The 15,462-nt window shown below is 72.3% G+C and carries 21 protein-coding genes; 9 read left to right on the top strand and 12 right to left on the bottom strand.

The genetic code is table 11. The annotated features are described in order from the left end of the window. Nucleotides 1-39: 39 nt before the first annotated feature. Together H7A69_RS06725 and H7A69_RS06720 are read left to right on the top strand one after the other, a co-directional pair. On the top strand, nucleotides 40-489 hold the full coding sequence (locus tag H7A69_RS06725; protein ID WP_182046349.1) for a BLUF domain-containing protein: 450 nt from the start codon (nucleotides 40-42) through the stop codon (nucleotides 487-489). A gap of 64 nt (nucleotides 490-553) precedes the next feature. Continuing rightward, nucleotides 554-859, top strand: coding sequence for a hypothetical protein (locus H7A69_RS06720; RefSeq protein WP_182046348.1), 306 nt, complete (start codon nucleotides 554-556; stop codon nucleotides 857-859). 42 nt (nucleotides 860-901) lie between these two features. Here H7A69_RS06720 and H7A69_RS06715 read toward each other — a convergent pair whose 3' ends face one another. The 3 genes from H7A69_RS06715 to H7A69_RS06705 all read right to left on the bottom strand — a co-directional run bounded on the left by H7A69_RS06715 (nucleotide 902) and on the right by H7A69_RS06705 (nucleotide 3,068). Next, nucleotides 902-1,162: a hypothetical protein gene (locus H7A69_RS06715; protein WP_182046347.1), complete on the bottom strand. Its 261-nt coding sequence runs from the start codon at nucleotides 1,160-1,162 to the stop codon at nucleotides 902-904. A 49-nt stretch (nucleotides 1,163-1,211) separates the two neighbouring features. Then, complete coding sequence (locus tag H7A69_RS06710) at nucleotides 1,212-1,538, bottom strand: hypothetical protein (RefSeq protein ID WP_182046346.1); 327 nt, start codon at nucleotides 1,536-1,538, stop codon at nucleotides 1,212-1,214. Between the two features lie 99 nt (nucleotides 1,539-1,637). After that, entirely contained in the window at nucleotides 1,638-3,068 is a 1,431-nt protein-coding gene (locus H7A69_RS06705) for an amino acid permease (protein WP_182046345.1), read from the bottom strand. A gap of 46 nt (nucleotides 3,069-3,114) precedes the next feature. On the opposite strand from H7A69_RS06705, the gene H7A69_RS06700 reads away from it, so the two are divergent. Beyond that, nucleotides 3,115-3,606, top strand: coding sequence for a DUF427 domain-containing protein (locus H7A69_RS06700; RefSeq protein WP_182046344.1), 492 nt, complete (start codon nucleotides 3,115-3,117; stop codon nucleotides 3,604-3,606). A 37-nt stretch (nucleotides 3,607-3,643) separates the two neighbouring features. Here the strand turns inward: H7A69_RS06700 and H7A69_RS06695 are convergent, their stop codons facing one another. After that, the gene (locus tag H7A69_RS06695; RefSeq protein ID WP_182046343.1) at nucleotides 3,644-3,976 is read right to left on the bottom strand and encodes a hypothetical protein; all 333 of its coding nucleotides are present in this window, start codon (nucleotides 3,974-3,976) and stop codon (nucleotides 3,644-3,646) included. A 117-nt stretch (nucleotides 3,977-4,093) separates the two neighbouring features. On the opposite strand from H7A69_RS06695, the gene H7A69_RS06690 reads away from it, so the two are divergent. The 3 genes from H7A69_RS06690 (at nucleotide 4,094) to H7A69_RS06680 (ending at nucleotide 5,524) form a co-directional block, all read left to right on the top strand. Continuing rightward, nucleotides 4,094-4,483, top strand: a complete 390-nt coding sequence (locus tag H7A69_RS06690) for a hypothetical protein (protein ID WP_182046342.1) — start codon at nucleotides 4,094-4,096, stop codon at nucleotides 4,481-4,483. Beyond that, nucleotides 4,483-4,950 carry a DUF6264 family protein gene (locus H7A69_RS06685; protein ID WP_220456205.1) on the top strand — a complete coding sequence of 156 codons (468 nt, stop codon included), beginning with the start codon at nucleotides 4,483-4,485 and terminating at the stop codon, nucleotides 4,948-4,950. The genes H7A69_RS06690 and H7A69_RS06685 overlap by 1 nt, the downstream gene beginning before the upstream one ends. Nucleotides 4,951-5,047: 97 nt before the next feature. Next, nucleotides 5,048-5,524 (top strand): hypothetical protein, encoded by a 477-nt coding sequence (locus H7A69_RS06680; RefSeq protein ID WP_182046340.1) that lies wholly within the window; start codon nucleotides 5,048-5,050, stop codon nucleotides 5,522-5,524. Here the strand turns inward: H7A69_RS06680 and H7A69_RS06675 are convergent. Beyond that, complete coding sequence (locus H7A69_RS06675; RefSeq protein ID WP_182046339.1) at nucleotides 5,484-6,098, bottom strand: hypothetical protein; 615 nt, start codon at nucleotides 6,096-6,098, stop codon at nucleotides 5,484-5,486. The two genes, H7A69_RS06680 and H7A69_RS06675, sit on opposite strands and share 41 nt — an antisense overlap. Nucleotides 6,099-6,334: 236 nt before the next feature. Further along, nucleotides 6,335-7,804 (bottom strand): APC family permease, encoded by a 1,470-nt coding sequence (locus tag H7A69_RS06670; RefSeq protein ID WP_182046338.1) that lies wholly within the window; start codon nucleotides 7,802-7,804, stop codon nucleotides 6,335-6,337. A gap of 123 nt (nucleotides 7,805-7,927) precedes the next feature. Between H7A69_RS06670 and H7A69_RS06665 the strand changes: the two genes are divergently transcribed. Continuing rightward, nucleotides 7,928-8,356: a DUF6892 domain-containing protein gene (locus H7A69_RS06665; protein WP_069711223.1), complete on the top strand. Its 429-nt coding sequence runs from the start codon at nucleotides 7,928-7,930 to the stop codon at nucleotides 8,354-8,356. Between the two features lie 202 nt (nucleotides 8,357-8,558). On the opposite strand, the gene H7A69_RS06660 is transcribed toward H7A69_RS06665, so the two are convergent. From H7A69_RS06660 to H7A69_RS06650, 3 genes are read right to left on the bottom strand one after another with little or no spacing between them, the layout of a single operon-like run. Beyond that, the gene (locus H7A69_RS06660) at nucleotides 8,559-9,194 is read right to left on the bottom strand and encodes a hypothetical protein (protein ID WP_182046337.1); all 636 of its coding nucleotides are present in this window, start codon (nucleotides 9,192-9,194) and stop codon (nucleotides 8,559-8,561) included. Further along, nucleotides 9,194-10,396 carry a glycosyltransferase gene (locus H7A69_RS06655; RefSeq protein WP_182046336.1) on the bottom strand — a complete coding sequence of 401 codons (1,203 nt, stop codon included), beginning with the start codon at nucleotides 10,394-10,396 and terminating at the stop codon, nucleotides 9,194-9,196. Before H7A69_RS06655 ends, H7A69_RS06660 begins: the two co-directional genes overlap by 1 nt. A gap of 9 nt (nucleotides 10,397-10,405) precedes the next feature. Continuing rightward, nucleotides 10,406-11,242 (bottom strand): DUF429 domain-containing protein, encoded by an 837-nt coding sequence (locus H7A69_RS06650; RefSeq protein ID WP_220456204.1) that lies wholly within the window; start codon nucleotides 11,240-11,242, stop codon nucleotides 10,406-10,408. A gap of 47 nt (nucleotides 11,243-11,289) precedes the next feature. Between H7A69_RS06650 and ligD the strand changes: the two genes are divergently transcribed. Then, nucleotides 11,290-12,309, top strand: coding sequence for a non-homologous end-joining DNA ligase (gene ligD / locus H7A69_RS06645; RefSeq protein ID WP_182046334.1), 1,020 nt, complete (start codon nucleotides 11,290-11,292; stop codon nucleotides 12,307-12,309). 22 nt (nucleotides 12,310-12,331) lie between these two features. Here ligD and H7A69_RS06640 read toward each other — a convergent pair whose 3' ends face one another. Further along, complete coding sequence (locus H7A69_RS06640) at nucleotides 12,332-12,547, bottom strand: hypothetical protein (RefSeq protein WP_141718782.1); 216 nt, start codon at nucleotides 12,545-12,547, stop codon at nucleotides 12,332-12,334. Between the two features lie 28 nt (nucleotides 12,548-12,575). Beyond that, entirely contained in the window at nucleotides 12,576-13,619 is a 1,044-nt protein-coding gene (locus tag H7A69_RS06635) for an ATP-dependent DNA ligase (protein ID WP_182046333.1), read from the bottom strand. 91 nt (nucleotides 13,620-13,710) lie between these two features. On the opposite strand from H7A69_RS06635, the gene H7A69_RS06630 reads away from it, so the two are divergent. Next, the gene (locus H7A69_RS06630; protein ID WP_182046332.1) at nucleotides 13,711-14,754 is read left to right on the top strand and encodes an MBL fold metallo-hydrolase; all 1,044 of its coding nucleotides are present in this window, start codon (nucleotides 13,711-13,713) and stop codon (nucleotides 14,752-14,754) included. 24 nt (nucleotides 14,755-14,778) lie between these two features. Here the strand turns inward: H7A69_RS06630 and H7A69_RS06625 are convergent, their stop codons facing one another. Then, nucleotides 14,779-15,411, bottom strand: a complete 633-nt coding sequence (locus tag H7A69_RS06625; protein ID WP_182046331.1) for an FMN-dependent NADH-azoreductase — start codon at nucleotides 15,409-15,411, stop codon at nucleotides 14,779-14,781. Nucleotides 15,412-15,462: the final 51 nt, after the last annotated feature.

Raw genomic sequence — 15,462 nt, 5'->3', positions numbered from 1 at the left:
GGGGCGTCGCGCACCGCCGGGAAGGTGCAGGATCGGAGCGTGCTGCAGTCACTGGTGTACATGAGTTCCGCCACCGAGCCGTTCGACGAGGACGCACTCGAGGCGGTGCTCGAGCACGCGCGCGCACGGAACACCGAGGACGGCCTGTCCGGGATGCTCGTGCACCGCGGTGGCCGCTTCATGCAGCTGCTCGAGGGCCCGTACGACGCGGTGATGGCGACCTACTCACGGATCGTCGAGGACCCCCGGCACGACGAGGTCCGGCTGCTCGTCGAGGAGTCGATCCACACGCGGCGCTTCCCGGAGTGGTCGATGGCGTACGACCGCGAGTCCGACGGCGTCGCGGTGCCGGAGGGGTTCAGCACGTTCCTCGACCATGGTGACCACAGCGCCGACGCCAGCCGTCCGCGGGAGCTGCTCCGCTGGTTCCGGAACCACCCGATGGCGGACCCGACGGCGTCGAAGGGCAAGCACCGGCGCGACGCCTGAGCCTGACCGGGTCGGTCGCCTGCACGGGCGCCGAGCGGTCGCTCGGGCCGGTCATACTGGTCCGGTGACGACACTGCGAGGCACGATCCGCTCGACCGAGACGCGCGAGGCCGAGGGGTACGCGACCTCCGTGGTCGCGGCGAAGGAGGCCGCGGTCGCCGCGCTCGACCTCGACGGGTTCGCGCTGACGCAGACGAACGCCGTCGAGAGCAAGGCCACGGGGGAGACCACGATCCGGGCGACGGCGCGGTCGACGGCGACGCGGGAGCACGAGGCGTCCGGTCCGAGCTACACGGCGGCGCTCGCGGCGTACCGCGACTCCGTGCCGGACGGGTGGGAGGCGCAGCACGTGTGGGTCGTCGCGGAGTAGCCCTGGTCAGAATGACTGGTCGCGACAGCGGTGCGGATGCTCCTAGGCGTCCGCACCGCCGTCGTCTGTCAGCCAGATGAGCCCGGGAGCGCCTGCCTTGTCGGTGGACAGGATGGCGAGGTCCAGAGCGGCGCCCCGGCGTGCTGCTTCCCCGCGCGCCCATGACGACGCTTCGCTGATGGTCGCGCCGGAGATCTCCTCGCAGTCCAGGTGGGTTCGCCCCCTGGTCCAGAAGAACGCTCGCAAGCGTGGGGTGGCCGTTTCCCATTCCGTGTCTCGCTCGTCGACCGTCTTGTGGTCCATCAAGCCCTCCTTCAGCGACTGAAGGCAGCCTACGATGCGTGTTGAGCGCTCACGTGCCGCGCTGCTGGTTCGCGTTCCTCATCCACTTCCTACGCCAGATGTTCCGCCGCTGGTCAGCGTTCACGTACACCGCTCCATCGGCCGTGTGGGTCTTCAGCCCGACCTGCTGGATGGAGCGGTTCAGGGTCTGCGGGGTGATCTGCATCATTCCGGGCGGCCTGCTTCTTCGTCTGCCCTTGGCCGGCTCCGCGACTTCCTCGGAGCGCAAGTCCTGCAGGAGGTCGGCGAGGTCTCGCTCCTGCAACAGCGCGGCAGTGTCGCCCTCGAGGCCGCAGGCGGAGCACACGAGCGTGGATGCTTCAGCTGCTCCGAGCACCACTGGACACTCACTGACGGTTCGCCGCATACGGGGCACAGGCGGGGGGACACAGGTCGGGGTCCACGCCGACCGCTGATCCTGCGGACGATCTGCGGACTATCGAGATTGAGACGCGTCGGATGTCGCCAGCTTGCTGTGCTTCCGCGAGTACCCGAAGTACACGCCGAGCCCGATCGCGAACCAGATCGCGAAGCGCACCCACGTCTCCCACTGCAGGAACGTCACGAGCCACAGCGACGCGACCACCCCGATGATCGGCACCACCGGCATGAAGGGCAGCCGGAACTGCCGGTCGAGGTCGGGCTGGCGGTAGCGCAGCACGATCACCGCCGAGCAGACCACCACGAACGCGAGCAGGATGCCGATGTTCGTCAGCTCGGCGACGATGCCGATCGGCAGCAGGCCGGCGAGCACCGCCGACGCGATGCCGAGGATCCACGTGACCCGGGTCGGCACGTGGCGCTTCGGGTCGGTCTTCGCGAACCACGCCGGCATGAGGCCGTCGCGGCTCATCGAGAACCAGACGCGCGACGCTCCGAGCATGAAGGTCACGAGGACGGTCACGATGCCGACGATGGCCCCGATCGCGATGACGTTCGCGACGCCGCCGAGCCCGACCGACGCGAACGCCGACGAGAAGCCCGAGGCCGGGTCGATGTCGGTGTACTTCTGCATCCCCGTCAGCACCAGGGTTGCCAGCACGTAGAGGACCATCGCGATGCCGAGCGACAGCAGGATCGCCTTCGGCATGTGCTTCCGGGCGTCGGTGGACTCCTCGGCGGCGGTGGACATGGCGTCGTAGCCGAACACGGCGAAGAACACGGTCGCGGCGCCGGTCATCACGCCGCCGAACCCGAACGGGAAGTACGGCGAGTAGTTGGCGCTGTTGATGTGGAACACCCCGAGCACGACGATGAGCACCACGAGCGCGACCTTGATCGCCACCGCGACGAGTTCGAAACGGGCGGCGCTGCGGATGCCCCGGGTGAGCACGAAGGCCGTGAGCAGGCAGAGCACGATCGCGAAGACGTCGACCACGTGACCGTCACCGGTGCCGGGCGCGCCGAGCATCCAGGCGGGCAGGTCGATGCCGAACTGGCCGACGAGGAAGCCGACGTACCCGGAGATGCCGATCGCGACGACGGCCACGATCGCGGTGTACTCGAGCAGCAGGTCCCAGCCGATGAACCAGCCGACGACCTCGCCGAGCACGGCGTACCCGTACGTGTAGGCGCTGCCGGCCTTCGGGATGAGCCCGGCGAACTCGGCGTACGACAGGGCTGCAGCAGCACTGGCGACGCCGGCGACCAGGAAGCTGATGAGGACCGCCGGGCCGGCGACCCCGTTCGCCACGGTGCCCGCGAGCGTGAAGATGCCGGCGCCGATGATGCCGCCGATGCCGATCGCGGTGAGCTGCCAGAGGCCGAGGTGCCGTTTCAGGCCGCCCTCGCCGCCCTCGCCCTCGGCGCCGTCGTCGATCGTGTCGATCGGCTTCCGTCGGAAGATGCCCTGTGTCGTCGTCGTCACGCGCCCACTCTGCTCCTCCTGCGGCGGCGGTGGTAGACCCGACCCCATGCGCCCCACATCGAGGACCGAACCCGGACCCGGCCAGGAGTCCGTCTGGGACTACCCCCGCCCGCCCGCCGTCGAGACCGTGCCCGAGCGGGTCGTCGTCCGCCTCGGCGGATCGGTCGTGGTCGACACCACCGACGCCGTCCGCGTGCTCGAGACCTCCCACCCGCCGGTGTACTACGTGCCGATGGCGGGCGTCGAGCTCCGACCGGCGGACGGGTCGAGCATGTGCGAGTTCAAGGGCCGAGCACGGTACTTCGACGTCGTCGGCGGGGACGGCGTCGTCGCACCCCGTGCCGCGTGGAACTACCCGACCCCGGAGCCAGGGTACGAGGACCTCCGCGACAAGGTGGCGATCTACCCGTCGGCGATGGACTCGTGCGAGGTCGGCGGCGAGGTGGTGCAGGCGCAGGAGGGCGACTTCTACGGCGGGTGGATCACGTCACGCGTGGTCGGACCGTTCAAGGGCGGCCCGGGCACTCTCGGGTGGTGAGGGCCGTGGCGGGCACGACCCGCGCCTCCCGTCCGGCTCAGCGTCGCGCGTAGGGCGACCAGAACGGCGGCGGGAAGCCGCCGCCGGTGGCGAAGGTGAGCAGCTGCCAGGCCATCATCACCAGGCCGATCGCGGCGAGCACCAGACCCACCCAGGCCCACACCCGCACGGCCCGACGCCGGCCGGCGATGCGGGCCGCCCGCAGGCCGCACAGCACGCCGACGATGCCGAAGACCGCACCGAGGAACACGTGCCGGGCCATGCCCGCGGCGGGGACGATGATGCCCATCCAGAGCGACAGCGGGGCGAGCAGGACGGCGACCGTCGCCAGCGCGGCGGGTGGCTCGTGGTCCCGAGCGACGGTTCCCATGCGTCCGAATGTACCGACCTGCGGGCGCACCTGCGCGTCCCAGCGTGGGGGACTGCCGGGGGAGCCGGGGCACCCGCCACGCCGGACGGCGGCGGTGCGAGCGAGCACGATGGACGCATGCGTACCTTCGTCCGTGTCCTCCTCGGCCTCGCGCTCGTCTTCGCCGGCACGAGCCACCTCACCTTCGCCCGCCGCGACTTCCGGGCTCAGGTCCCGGACTTCGTGCCGCTCGACACGGACACGACCGTGCTCGCCTCCGGGGTGGCGGAGATCGGTCTCGGGAGCGCGATCCTGCTCGCGCCGCGCCGCCGGCGGAAGGTCGTCGGCAGCATCGCGGCGCTGTTCTTCACGGTGATCTTCCCGGGCAACCTCTCGCAGTGGGTCAACCGCCGCAGCGCGTTCGGCCTCGACACTGACGAGAAGCGCGTCGCCCGGCTGTTCGGACAGCCCCTCCTCATCTGGGCCGCCCTCTGGTCGACGCGCGGCTCCGCCGGCGCCCGTCGCTGATGGTCCGGCCGGCCGCGCCGCACGACCCGGACGTCGCGTCCGGGCGGCGGACCGCGGTCGGGACGGCCGTGCGGGACGACCCGGGGTCGCCGACGATCGGACGGGAGGCTCGGCACACCCTCCAGGGGCGCCGGCACGTCGTCGACGTGGTCACGACGGTCGTCCTGCTGGTGCTGTCGGCGGTCGAGTCGGTGGCCGCCGCGGGCGGCATCGTCTTCCTGTCGATGGCCTTCCACTCGTGCTCGGCCCCGGGCAATGCCTGCGACGTCGGGCTGGGCGGTGCCGTGGTGTACGCGGGGCCGGTCGTCGTGGCCCTCGTCTTCGTGACGGTGACGGTCGCGTGCGTGCTGCGACTGGTGCGGCGTCGGTGGGCGTGGCCCGTCGCGCTCGTCGGCATCGCCGCGCAGGTCGTCGTGTTCTCGGGTGCCCTGCTGCTCGTCGACAGCGCCGTGCAGCACGGTGTCTGACGTGCGTGCTCCTGCACAGCTCTCCTTCTGAGGGCGTCGGTCCACAACCGGGTGCCGCTGTGCTGTGTGGGCGTCGCCTCGGCGCGATGCTCGGAGCATGACCGGAACCGACGTGCTCGACCACCTGTTCACCACACCCGCCCGCACCGACGCCGACGTCGTCGCCCTCGTGACGGGCGTCGTCGGGACGCCGCTCCGACGGCAGTGCTGGGTGCTGTTCCTCGACGAGCGGGCGCTCCCGGTGCCGTTCCTGCTGCCGGTGTCGGACCTGCCGCTGCAGCCGGACGACCACGTCGAGGACTTCGCGACGCTCGTTGCCGAGGTCTGCGTGGACGAGTCGGCGACGGAGGTCGTGCTCGTCTGGGAACGCCCCGGCGCGACCCGGCTCTTCCCCGTCGACCGGGAGTGGGTCGAGGCGTGCGACCGCGCCTTCGCGGAACGTGCTGTGCGGCTGCGTGCGCAGGTCGTCGTGCACGCCGGGGGCGCGCGCGTGGTCGAGCCCGACGAGCCCGACGAGCCCGACGACCTCGAGCTCAGCCCTGCGGTGCCGTGTCCGGGACGGTCTGCCCGGTGAGACCCTCGACGACGGCCTTCGCCTCCGGCCAGAACTTCGCGTAGTGGTCGGGGTCTGCGTTGATCTGCACCGCGTGCGCCATCTCGGTCGGCGACATCGTCTTCCAGCCGGGGGTCTTCACGAGCTTCGTGTAGAACATCGTCGCCGCGGTGTACGGGTCCATCCGCTGCTCGTAGGTGCCCCACGCGCCGTTGTCGCGCTGCTGGAACAGCCCGCGGCTGTCGGGTCCGGCGGCGTCGCCGTGGTCGAGGTTCACGAGGCTCGACTCGCCGATCGCGGTCATCACCCCCACCGCCTGCGTGTGCGGGCCGATGCCGAGTGCTTGCGCGGCGTCGATGACGTGGGCGGCGTTCACCAGGCGGTCCTGGCAGAAGCCGCCGACCGGACCGGCGGGGACCACGATGCCGCCGACCGTGACCGACGGCTTCTCGGGGCACGCTGGGGCCGCCGTGACCTCGCGGGCGGCGCCGGTGAGCGAGTGCACCGCGATGACGACCACCACGACCACGCCGATGACGGCCGCGACCACGCCGGCGCCGAACACCGAGGCGATCGTGATGCCGGCGCGGCGCATGCGGGGGTCCTTCCGGGCGGGGCGGACCGGCGGTGGTGCCGCGGCCCGTCGAGTGCAGAGCACGACGAGCGTAGGTGCACCGGCTGGGAACCGCACCCGCCCGATCGGGGGTGTCGCGCCCTCGGGCGGTCGCGCCGCCGGTCAGTCGCGACGGCGGCGGAACAGGCCGGTCGCCGACAGCGCGATCACGACGATCGACCCGATGGCGATCGCGAAGATGACGTCGACGGCGTCCATCATGCCGTCCGGTCGTCGCCGGGATCGCGGTCGTCGCCCCGGTGCACGACCGCCGTGGGCTCGGTGACCAGCCCGGTCGGGGCCTTCTCGGCCTGCTTCCGGCCGTGCGTGAACCACGTGACGATCCAGAGCAGCACGCCGAGGGCCAGGAGCGCACCCGCGATCTGGTACTGCTGCGGGTCGCGTCCGGACGAGAACGGCACCACGAGCCACACGCAGGTCACGACACCGATGACGGGGATCACGACCCCGGCGCGGAAGTGCTTGTGGTCCACGCGGTCGCGACGGAGCACGAGCACCGAGGCGTTGACGACCGCGAACACCGACAGCAGGAGCAGCGACGTCGTGCCGCCGAGGACGACGACGATGGGGGAGTCGGGGTCGAGCGAGACCCAGCCGATGAGCAGCAGCGAGATGGCCGTCGTGAAGACGATGGCCGTCGACGGGGTGCGACGGGTCGGCGACACCCGCGACAGGAAGCCGGGCAGGACACCCTGCTTGCTCATGCCGTACAGCAGGCGCGACGCCATCATCATGTTGATCAGCGCGGTGTTGGCGACGGCGAACATCGAGATGAAGGGCAGCAGGTCGGCGATCGGGAAGTCCGGGGCGGCGGTCTGCACGGTGGTCACGAGCGGGGTCTCGTTGCCCGCGAGCTCGCCGATGGGCACGATCGCGACGGCGCAGATCGACACGAGCACGTAGATGACCGCGGTGATGCCCAGGCCGGTCAGCATCACCTTCGGGAAGATCCGCGACGGGTCCTTGGTCTCCTCGGCCATGTTCACCGAGTCCTCGAAGCCGACCATCGCGAAGAACGCCAGCGACGTCGCGGTGGACACCGACAGCAGCAGCGACTTGTCCTCGGGGGTGTCGAACATCACGACCCGCGAGAAGTCCGCGTTGCCGCCCGCGATCGCCCAGAAGCCGATGAGGATCACCATCACGAGCCCGGACAGCTCCACGAGGGTGAGCACCACGTTCGTCTTCACGCTCTCGCTCACTCCGCGGAAGTTCACCGCCATCACGGCGAGCATGAAGCCCATCGCGATGAGCATGACGACCGCGTTCGGCAGTTCGAGCCCGAACCCGACGCCGAGGTTCGCGGCGAACGCACGCGACGCCGTGGACGCCGACGTGATGCCGGAGCACATCACGATGAAGGTCACGATGAACGTGACGAAGTGGATGCCGAACGCCTTGTGGACGTAGAGCGCGGCACCCGCCGTCTGCGGGTACTTCGTGACGAGCTCCAGGTACGAGAACGCGGTGAGCAGTGCGACCGCGAACGCGATGAGGAAGGGGAGCCAGGCTGCTCCGCCGACCTCGGCCGCGACCTGCCCGGTCAGGGCGTAGACGCCGGTGCCGAGGATGTCGCCGACGATGAAGAGCAGCAGCAGCTTGGGGCCGAGCACGCGCTTGAGCGTCGGCTGTTCCTGCTGCTGGCGGTCCGTGTTGGTGGTGGCCATGCGTCACCCTTTCCCGGTTCGAGGCTCGCTGTCAACTTCCTCAGACTCCTCCCGGGGTGCCGCAACACGCCCGTAGCGCGGCCGCCAAGCGCTTCCGAGGGGGCGGTGGCTACGCTCCGAGCCATGTACGACGATTCCGACACCACCGAGGAACCCGTCGAGTTCGCCGACTTCAACGCGAAGCTGCTGGTGCTCGACGTCCTCTGCTACGACCTCGACGTGCTCGAGCCGTACGCCCCCGACGAGGACGAGGACACCGGCGAGGACCTGGACGTCGAGGGCCAGGACGACCGCGCGCGCCAGTACTACGACGAGCTCGACCTCCTGCCGTCGCACCTGGCCCTGGTGACCGAGCTGACCGTCGACACCGACCTCGAGGTCCTGCAGGACGTGCACCCCGGCTGGGACGGCTCCGACGACCGGTACGACCCGCAGAACTGGGACGACCTGCTCGACCTCCCGGCCCTGGCCACCGTCTACGCCGCGGCACCGCTGCCCGCGCACGTGGCCGACCGGCTCGCTGCGAAGGGCGTCGAGGTGCAGTCCGCCTGACCGGCCCGTGTCCCGGTCGTCGGCGTCGGGGCCGCGACGTTCCACGCGTCGATCGACACGCGTGATGTCGCTCCGTGCGTCCGCACCGGATGCGAGCGCATCGTCCGACATCGCGCTCGTCGAACGACGCGTGCGATGTCGCAGATCGTGTGCGACCGAGCCGCGGAACGGCCGGCGCAACCGACGCCCGCGCCCGCGCCCGCTACCGCCGCAGCGCCCGCACCTGCTCGGTGAACTGCGCGGCGCCGCCCTGCGCCGGGTGCCGCACGGCCTCGGCCTCGATGCCGGCCAGCGCGAGCGCCCCCTGCGCCTTCCGCCCGACGGCGACCACGCGGACCGCCCGGTCGACCTCGAGCGCGCGCAGCAGCGCGAGCGCGACCGGGGCGCCGTCGCGGACCTCGGCCGGTCGCGGCGTCCGGTTCGTCAGCCGGTCCGGCGCGACGAACGGGTGGTGCGGGAAGATCGCCCACGCCAGGGGGAGCGGCCCCGACCAGCCCGACAGTGCGGCGTGCACGACGCGCGAGGACGCCTCCCACGGAGCCGTCGGCGCGGGCGGGGCCTGCACCGGGAACCCGAGCGCGTCGAGCTCTCGCATGCTCGTGAACGGCACGCCCGTGTTCGTCATGCCGCGCCAGCCGGGGGCCTCCGCGACGAGCAGCGTGTCCGCCGTGGTCCCGACGTGCTCGAGGTAGGCCGCGAGGTTCGCGCGACGGAGCCGACCGTCCGGGGTGCCGGGGTCGTAGAGCGCCTCGGCGTCGTCGGCCACCGGCACCGCGTCGAGCGCCGCCCAGAACCCGTCGAACCGACCGCTCGCCGTCGTCGGGGTCCCGTCGGCCATCAGGCCCGCCCGAGCACCCGGCGGTAGACGTCCTCGAGCCCGGCCGCCGACTGCTCCCAGCTCAGGCGCTCGGCGTGCTCCCGCCCGGCCGCGGCCAGGCCGGCGGCGTAGTCGGTGTCCGTCAGGATGCGCTCGATCTCCGCTGCCCACACGGCCGGGTCGCGCGACTCGAGCACCACCCCGGTCTCGCCGTCGACCACGGCCTCGCGCAGCCCGCCGGCGGCCGCGGCGACGACGGGCACGCCGGACGCGGACCCCTCCAGCGCCACGAGGCCGTACGTCTCGGAGTGCGACGGCACGAGCACGGCTGCCGCACCCCGGAACAGGAACGCCAGGTCGGCCCGTGACTGCGGACCGATGAAGGTGACGCGGTCGGCGATGCCGTGCGCGGCGGCGAGCCGACGCAGCTCCGCCACGTGGTCGCCCGCCTCGCTCGAGGCGTCGCCCGCGATGACGAGGGTGGGGCGTGCCTCCCGGCTGATGCCCGCGACCGCCTCGATGGCGAGGTCCAGGCCCTTCAGCGGCTGCACGCGCGCCGCGGCGACGACGTACGGCGAGGTGGCGCGACGCGCGCCGACGGCGGCCGGTCGGAAGACGGACCCGTCGACGCCCGGCGGGACGATCCAGACCCGGTCGTCGCGGCCGCCGAGGCGGTCCCGGACGGTGGATGCCTCGGCCGCCGAGACCACGACGACCGCGTCGGACTCCTGCGCCAGCAGCCGTTCGCCGGCGGGCCGTCCGGCCGACTCTGGCCGCTCGCCCTCGGACAGCGGGGTGTCCGAGTCGGCGGCGATCGAGTGGAACGACTGCACGTGCGGGATGCCGCGCTCGCGGGCGACCGGGAGTGCGGCCGCGCCGGAGAACCAGTGGTGCGAGTGCAGCACGTCGTAGGGGCCGAGTGCCTCGAGCCCGCGGCGGAACGGCTCGATGAACGCATCGTGCTCGCCCTTCGGCACGGGCTGCGCGGGGCCGGCGGACAGGAACCGCAGGCAGACGCCCGGCACGAGCGAGACGCTGTCCGGCTGCGTCGGGTCGGAGCGCCGCGTGATGATCTCGACGTGGTGTCCGCGGTCCGCGAGTGCCTCGGCCTGGTGACGGACGACGACGTTCATGCCGCCGACCTCGCCGGAGCCGGGTTCGTCGCCGGGGGAGGTGTGCAGCGACACCAGCCCGATGCGCAGGGGTTCGGTGGTGGTGCTCACGTCGTCAGCCTACTCAGCGGGTCGCCGCTGGGACGGGCGGGCGGGTGCCACCACGACGGGTCTCCGGCCCGCGTCGTCCGGCGGGTCGGACGGGAGGGCCGGATCACCTCCCAGCACCTGCACCCGTCGGTCGCCGTGCCGCTCCCAGAACGCGGCGGTCCACGCGCACAGGGCGCCGTCGAGCAGGTCCTCCCGGTGCTTGTGCGTCGGCCCGTGCAGCACCGAGGGGTCGGCGAGCCCGGCGGTGAGCGGGTGGGCGTCGAGCAGCAGCGGCGGGTCGAGCGGCGTCGTCCGGAGCCGGTGCACGAGGTCGTCGAAGGCTGCGGCTCGCGCTGCACGGGCCTCCGCGGAGGGCACCTTCAGGTCGAGGCGCTTGTAGCGGGGTCGCTCCACGTCGTAGCCGAGCTCCTCGACGCCGACGAGCGTCGTGTACGGGTAGCACTCGAACGCGGCCGGGCCGGTCCGCGCGCGCATCCCCGCGGTGTCCGACACGTACCCGACGCCGAGGTCCGTCAGCCGTTCGAGCAGCCGGGCGCCGGCGCTCGCCGCGGACGCGAGGTTCGTCGGGTTCGCCGCGACCTTCCACCGGCCGTAGCGCTGCCCGACCTGCCGCTCGGCTTCGCGGATCCCGGTCGGGTTCGTCACCACGAGGGACGCGTCGACGGCGACCAGGGTGCGCGGCCCGAGGTGCTCCGCGATCCAGTCGGTGACGGCGTCGACCCCGCGGGCCCACCCGGCGTCCGTGACCGCGCCGTCGGCGTCCATCGCGACGAGACCGGTCTCGTTCGCGGGCTTCCGTCCGGAGCCGAGGCCCCACGCCAGGTCCACCCCGAGGTACGCCGTCACTCCTCCATCGTGCACGCCACGGGTCGGGCCCGTGTACCGTCCGCTGCATGGCGAGCGAGGCGACGACGCTGACGGTCCCGGGGCCGCACGGCGGCCGGGAGGTCCGGATCAGCAGTCCGTCGCGGGTGCTCTTCCCCGAGCCGGGGATCACCAAGCTCGAACTCGCGCAGTACCTCGTGACCGTCGGGGACGCGTTCGTCCGGGCGAACGGCGACCGCCCGATCTCCCTGCAGCGCTACGGCGCCGGGATCGACGGCGACTCGTTCTTCTCGAAGAACCCGCCGAAGGGTGCGCCCGACTACGTCCGCGACGTCGTGGTGACGTACCCGAGCGCCCGTTCGCACCCGCAGCTCGTGATCGACGAGCCAGCGGTCGCCGTGTGGGCGGCGCAGATGAACACCGTCGTCTTCCACCCGTGGGCCAGCCGTGCCGGTGACCCCGACCACCCGGACCAGCTCCGCATCGACCTCGACCCGCAGCCGGGCACCGACTTCCACGACACGGTGCCGGTCGCGCACGAGCTCCGCCGGGTCCTCGGCGACGTCGGGCTGTCGGCGTGGATCAAGACGAGCGGCAACCGCGGGCTGCACGTGTTCGCGCCGATCAAGCCGGAGCACGAGTTCCTCGACGTCCGGCACGCCGTGATCGCCGCCGCCCGGGAGCTCGAGCGGCGGATGCCCGACCGGGTGACGACGGCGTGGTGGAAGGAGGAGCGCGGGCAGCGCGTCTTCGTCGACTTCAACCAGGCGAACCGCGACCGGACGATGGCGGGTGCGTACAGCCCGCGTGCGCTCGCCCGCGCCAGCGCCTCGACGCCGATCACGTGGGACGAACTCGACGCGGCGGACCCGACGACCTTCACGGTCCGGTCGGTCCCGGAACGCCTCGCGGCGATCGGCGACCCCTGGGAGGCGATGCACGACGAGCCCGGGGACATCGCGCCGCTGCTCGCGTGGTGGGAGCGCGACCTCGGCGACGGCCTCGGTGAGCTGCCGTTCCCGCCCGACTTCCCGAAGATGCCGGGGGAGCCGCCCCGCGTGCAGCCGTCGCGGGCCAAGAAGGCCTGAGCGCGCCCGCCCGCCTGAGCCGTCAGGCCGCGGTGAGGTCCTCGCTGCGCCGGTCGGTCTCGGCCACGCGCGAGGTGTGCATCGGGAGGGTCACGCTCGCCGTGTGCAGGCGGGTGAGGCGGGACCAGGTGCCGCGGTGTGCGTCGCTGATGCCGTCGATGATCATGTCCCGCTCCCGTTCCCCGCACCCGAAGGCCGCGTCCTCGATGTCGCTAGTTAGCCTAACTACTGTGAGCATATTGGTCGGTAGGTGAACGATGCAACCGTCAGCGGAGCACGTCGCGCAGGTCGTACGCAGATGGGACATCGAGCTGCTCGAACCCGCACGACCGGGCGTCCCGGTCGGGCCGCCAGCGCTCGAACTGCACGGTGTGCCGGAACCGGTCGCCCTCCATCTGGTCGTACCGCACCTCGAGCACCCGCTCCGGCGCCAGCCGGACGAACGACGTGTCGCGACCCGACGAGAACCGTGAGCGTTCCCCGTCACCGGTGACGGGCCTCCCGTCCGCATCCCGGAGCACGACGGGGTCAAGCTCCTCGACCAGCTCGCGCCGTCGCTTGTCCGTGAACGCCGAGACCCCGCCGACCTGGCGGAGCTCGCCCTCGTCGTCGTACAGCCCCACGAGCAGCGACCCGACCCCGGATCCGCTCTTGTGCACGCGGTACCCGATCGCGACGACGTCCGCGGTGCGGTGGTGCTTCACCTTGAGCATCGTGCGCTTGTTCGGCTCGTAGGGCTTCGCGCGTGGCTTCGCGACGACGCCGTCCAGGCCGGCGCCCTCGAAGGTGGTGAGCCACTCGCGGGCGAGGTCGACGTCGAGGGTGGTCTGCGTCACGAAGAGCGGGTCGCGCATGCCCTCGGCGAGGGTCTCGAGCCGCTGCCGCCGCTCGTCGAAGGGCAGGTCGACCAGCTCCGAACCGTCGACGGCGAGCAGGTCGAACGCGACGAACTGCGCGGGCGTCTCGACGCTGAGCTTGCGGATGCGGGACTCGGCGGGGTGGATGCGCTGCGACAGGGCCTCCCAGTCGAGGTGCTCGGCGCCGCGCTCGCCGGAACGGAGGACGACCTCGCCGTCGAGCACGACCGGGTGGTCGCGTCCGCCGAACTGCTCGCGGAACGCGTCGACGAGCTCCGGGAAGTACCGGGTGAGGGGCTTCGCGCCGCGGCTGCCGATCTCGACGTCGTCGCCGTCGACGGTGACGATGCCGCGGAAGCCGTCCCACTTCGGCTCGTACCGCAGGCCGCCCCGCACGCTGTCGGGATCGGGGACGGTGGCGACGGCCTTGGCGAGCATCGGTGCGATCTCCATGGGACCTGTCTACTCGGCCGTGCCCACCGGGTCGGGCCGGGAGGCGCGGTGCGGCCTGCGCAGCGTCACCGGCGGTCGCTACGGTGGTGCCGTGACGACCGTGCCCTCTCCGGCAGCGCCGGCACCGGACCCCATCAGTCCCGTGCAGGCCACCGCGCTCCGCGACGGCGTGCTGCCGCCCGTCGAGGAGGTCCGGCCCGGCATCTGGACGATCGCGGTGCCCTTCCGCTCCGGCGTCGCGGACGCGACCCTGGCCCACGTGGTCGAGGGCGCGGACGGCGTGCTCACCGTGATCGACCCCGGGTGGGCGTCCGATGACGGACCGGAGGTGCTCCGGGCCGGTCTGCACGACATCGGCCGGTCGGTCGACGACATCGGACTCGTGGTCGTGACGCACCTGCACGCCGATCACCTCGGGGCGGCAGCGGCGATCCGGCGTGCCAGCGGTGCCCGGGTCGCGATGCACCGGCTCGAGGTCGAGGCCCTGCGCCGTGAGCACGACGACGCCGTCGCGAACGACGCGGACATCGCGACCTGGGGTGTGCCGGACGACCTGCGCGCGGGCGTGGTCGCCGCCTGGGGGAGCGGGCGGCGCATCGGGCTCGGCCGGACGGAGGAACCCCTCGCCGACCTGCTCGTCGAGGACGGCGACCTCCTGCCGGTCGCCGGTCGCGGGCTCCGGGCGCTCTGGACCCCCGGGCACACCGCCGGTCACCTGTGCTTCGTCGACGTGGAGGACGGGCTGCTCTTCACCGGCGACCACGTGCTGCCGCGGATCAACTCCGGGATCGGTCTGGGCGGCCGGACGGGTGCGAACCCGCTCGGGCAGTACCTCGACTCGCTCGTGCGACTCGAGGGCTACGGCGACCTCGAGGTCTGCCCGGGGCACGAGTACCGGTTCCGCGACGTCGTGACCCGGGTGCGCGCACTCGTCCGGCACCGTGAGGAGCGGACCTGTCACGTGGCCGGGGCGCTCGACGACCTGTCGTCGCCGACGTTGTTCGAGGTGGCGTCCCGCGTGCCGTTCAGCGGCGGGATCGACTCGATGTCGGGCTTCCTGCTCGCGAGCGCGCTCACGCAGACGGCCTTCCACGTGGACCTGCTCGGCCGCAGTGACGAGGTCCGCCCGGCCTGACGCCGGGCGGTGCCGCTCGTCGGGTCAGACGACCGTGGTCGCGAGGCGCTCGAGTGTCGTGCGGGCGTCGGCGAACTCGGCCGAGGCGTGCTCGGCGAGGGCCGCGAGGTCCGGGATCCGGTCGGCCAGGGTGGCGCTGACGGTGACCGGGTACAGCTTCATGCCGAGCGCGGTACCGAGGATCAGGTGCAGCACGGGGGACCCGTGGTCCCACGTCTCCGTCGGGGTGCCGGCGTCGTAGGTCGCGCCGCGGCTGACCACGGTGACGACCGGACGGCCGGCGAGGGGCTGGACGCCACCGGCGAGCACCCCCGGCACGTGCACGCGGTCGATCCAGGCCTTGAGGGTCGAGGGCACCGTGTAGTTGTACAGCGGCGCGCCGACCACGACGACGTCGGCGGCGAGGAGCTCGTCGATGACCTCCTGCCGGAGTGCCTCGGCCTGCGGGTCGACGTGTTCATCGGCGGTCCGGTCGGCGACCGCCCAGTGCAGCGCGGAGCTCTCGAGGTGCGGGAGCTGGTCGACGTGCAGGTCGCGGCGCACCACCGTGTACTCGGGACCGCGGGCGCGCCACGCGTCTGCGAACGCGGCGGTCAGCGCGCGGGAGCGCGAGTGGGTGAGGTCGGCGGAGGAGTCGATGTGCAGCAGGGAGGGCATGCGCCAACGCTACCGATGTGGACCGGAGGCGCGACCGGCGTGCCGGACGTG

This window comes from Curtobacterium sp. ME26 (genome assembly GCF_903970945.1).
Taxonomy (GTDB): Bacteria; Actinomycetota; Actinomycetes; order Actinomycetales; family Microbacteriaceae; genus Curtobacterium; species Curtobacterium citri.
Note: the sequence above shows the minus strand (reverse complement) of the source record. Positions and strands in the feature narration are given on the sequence as shown.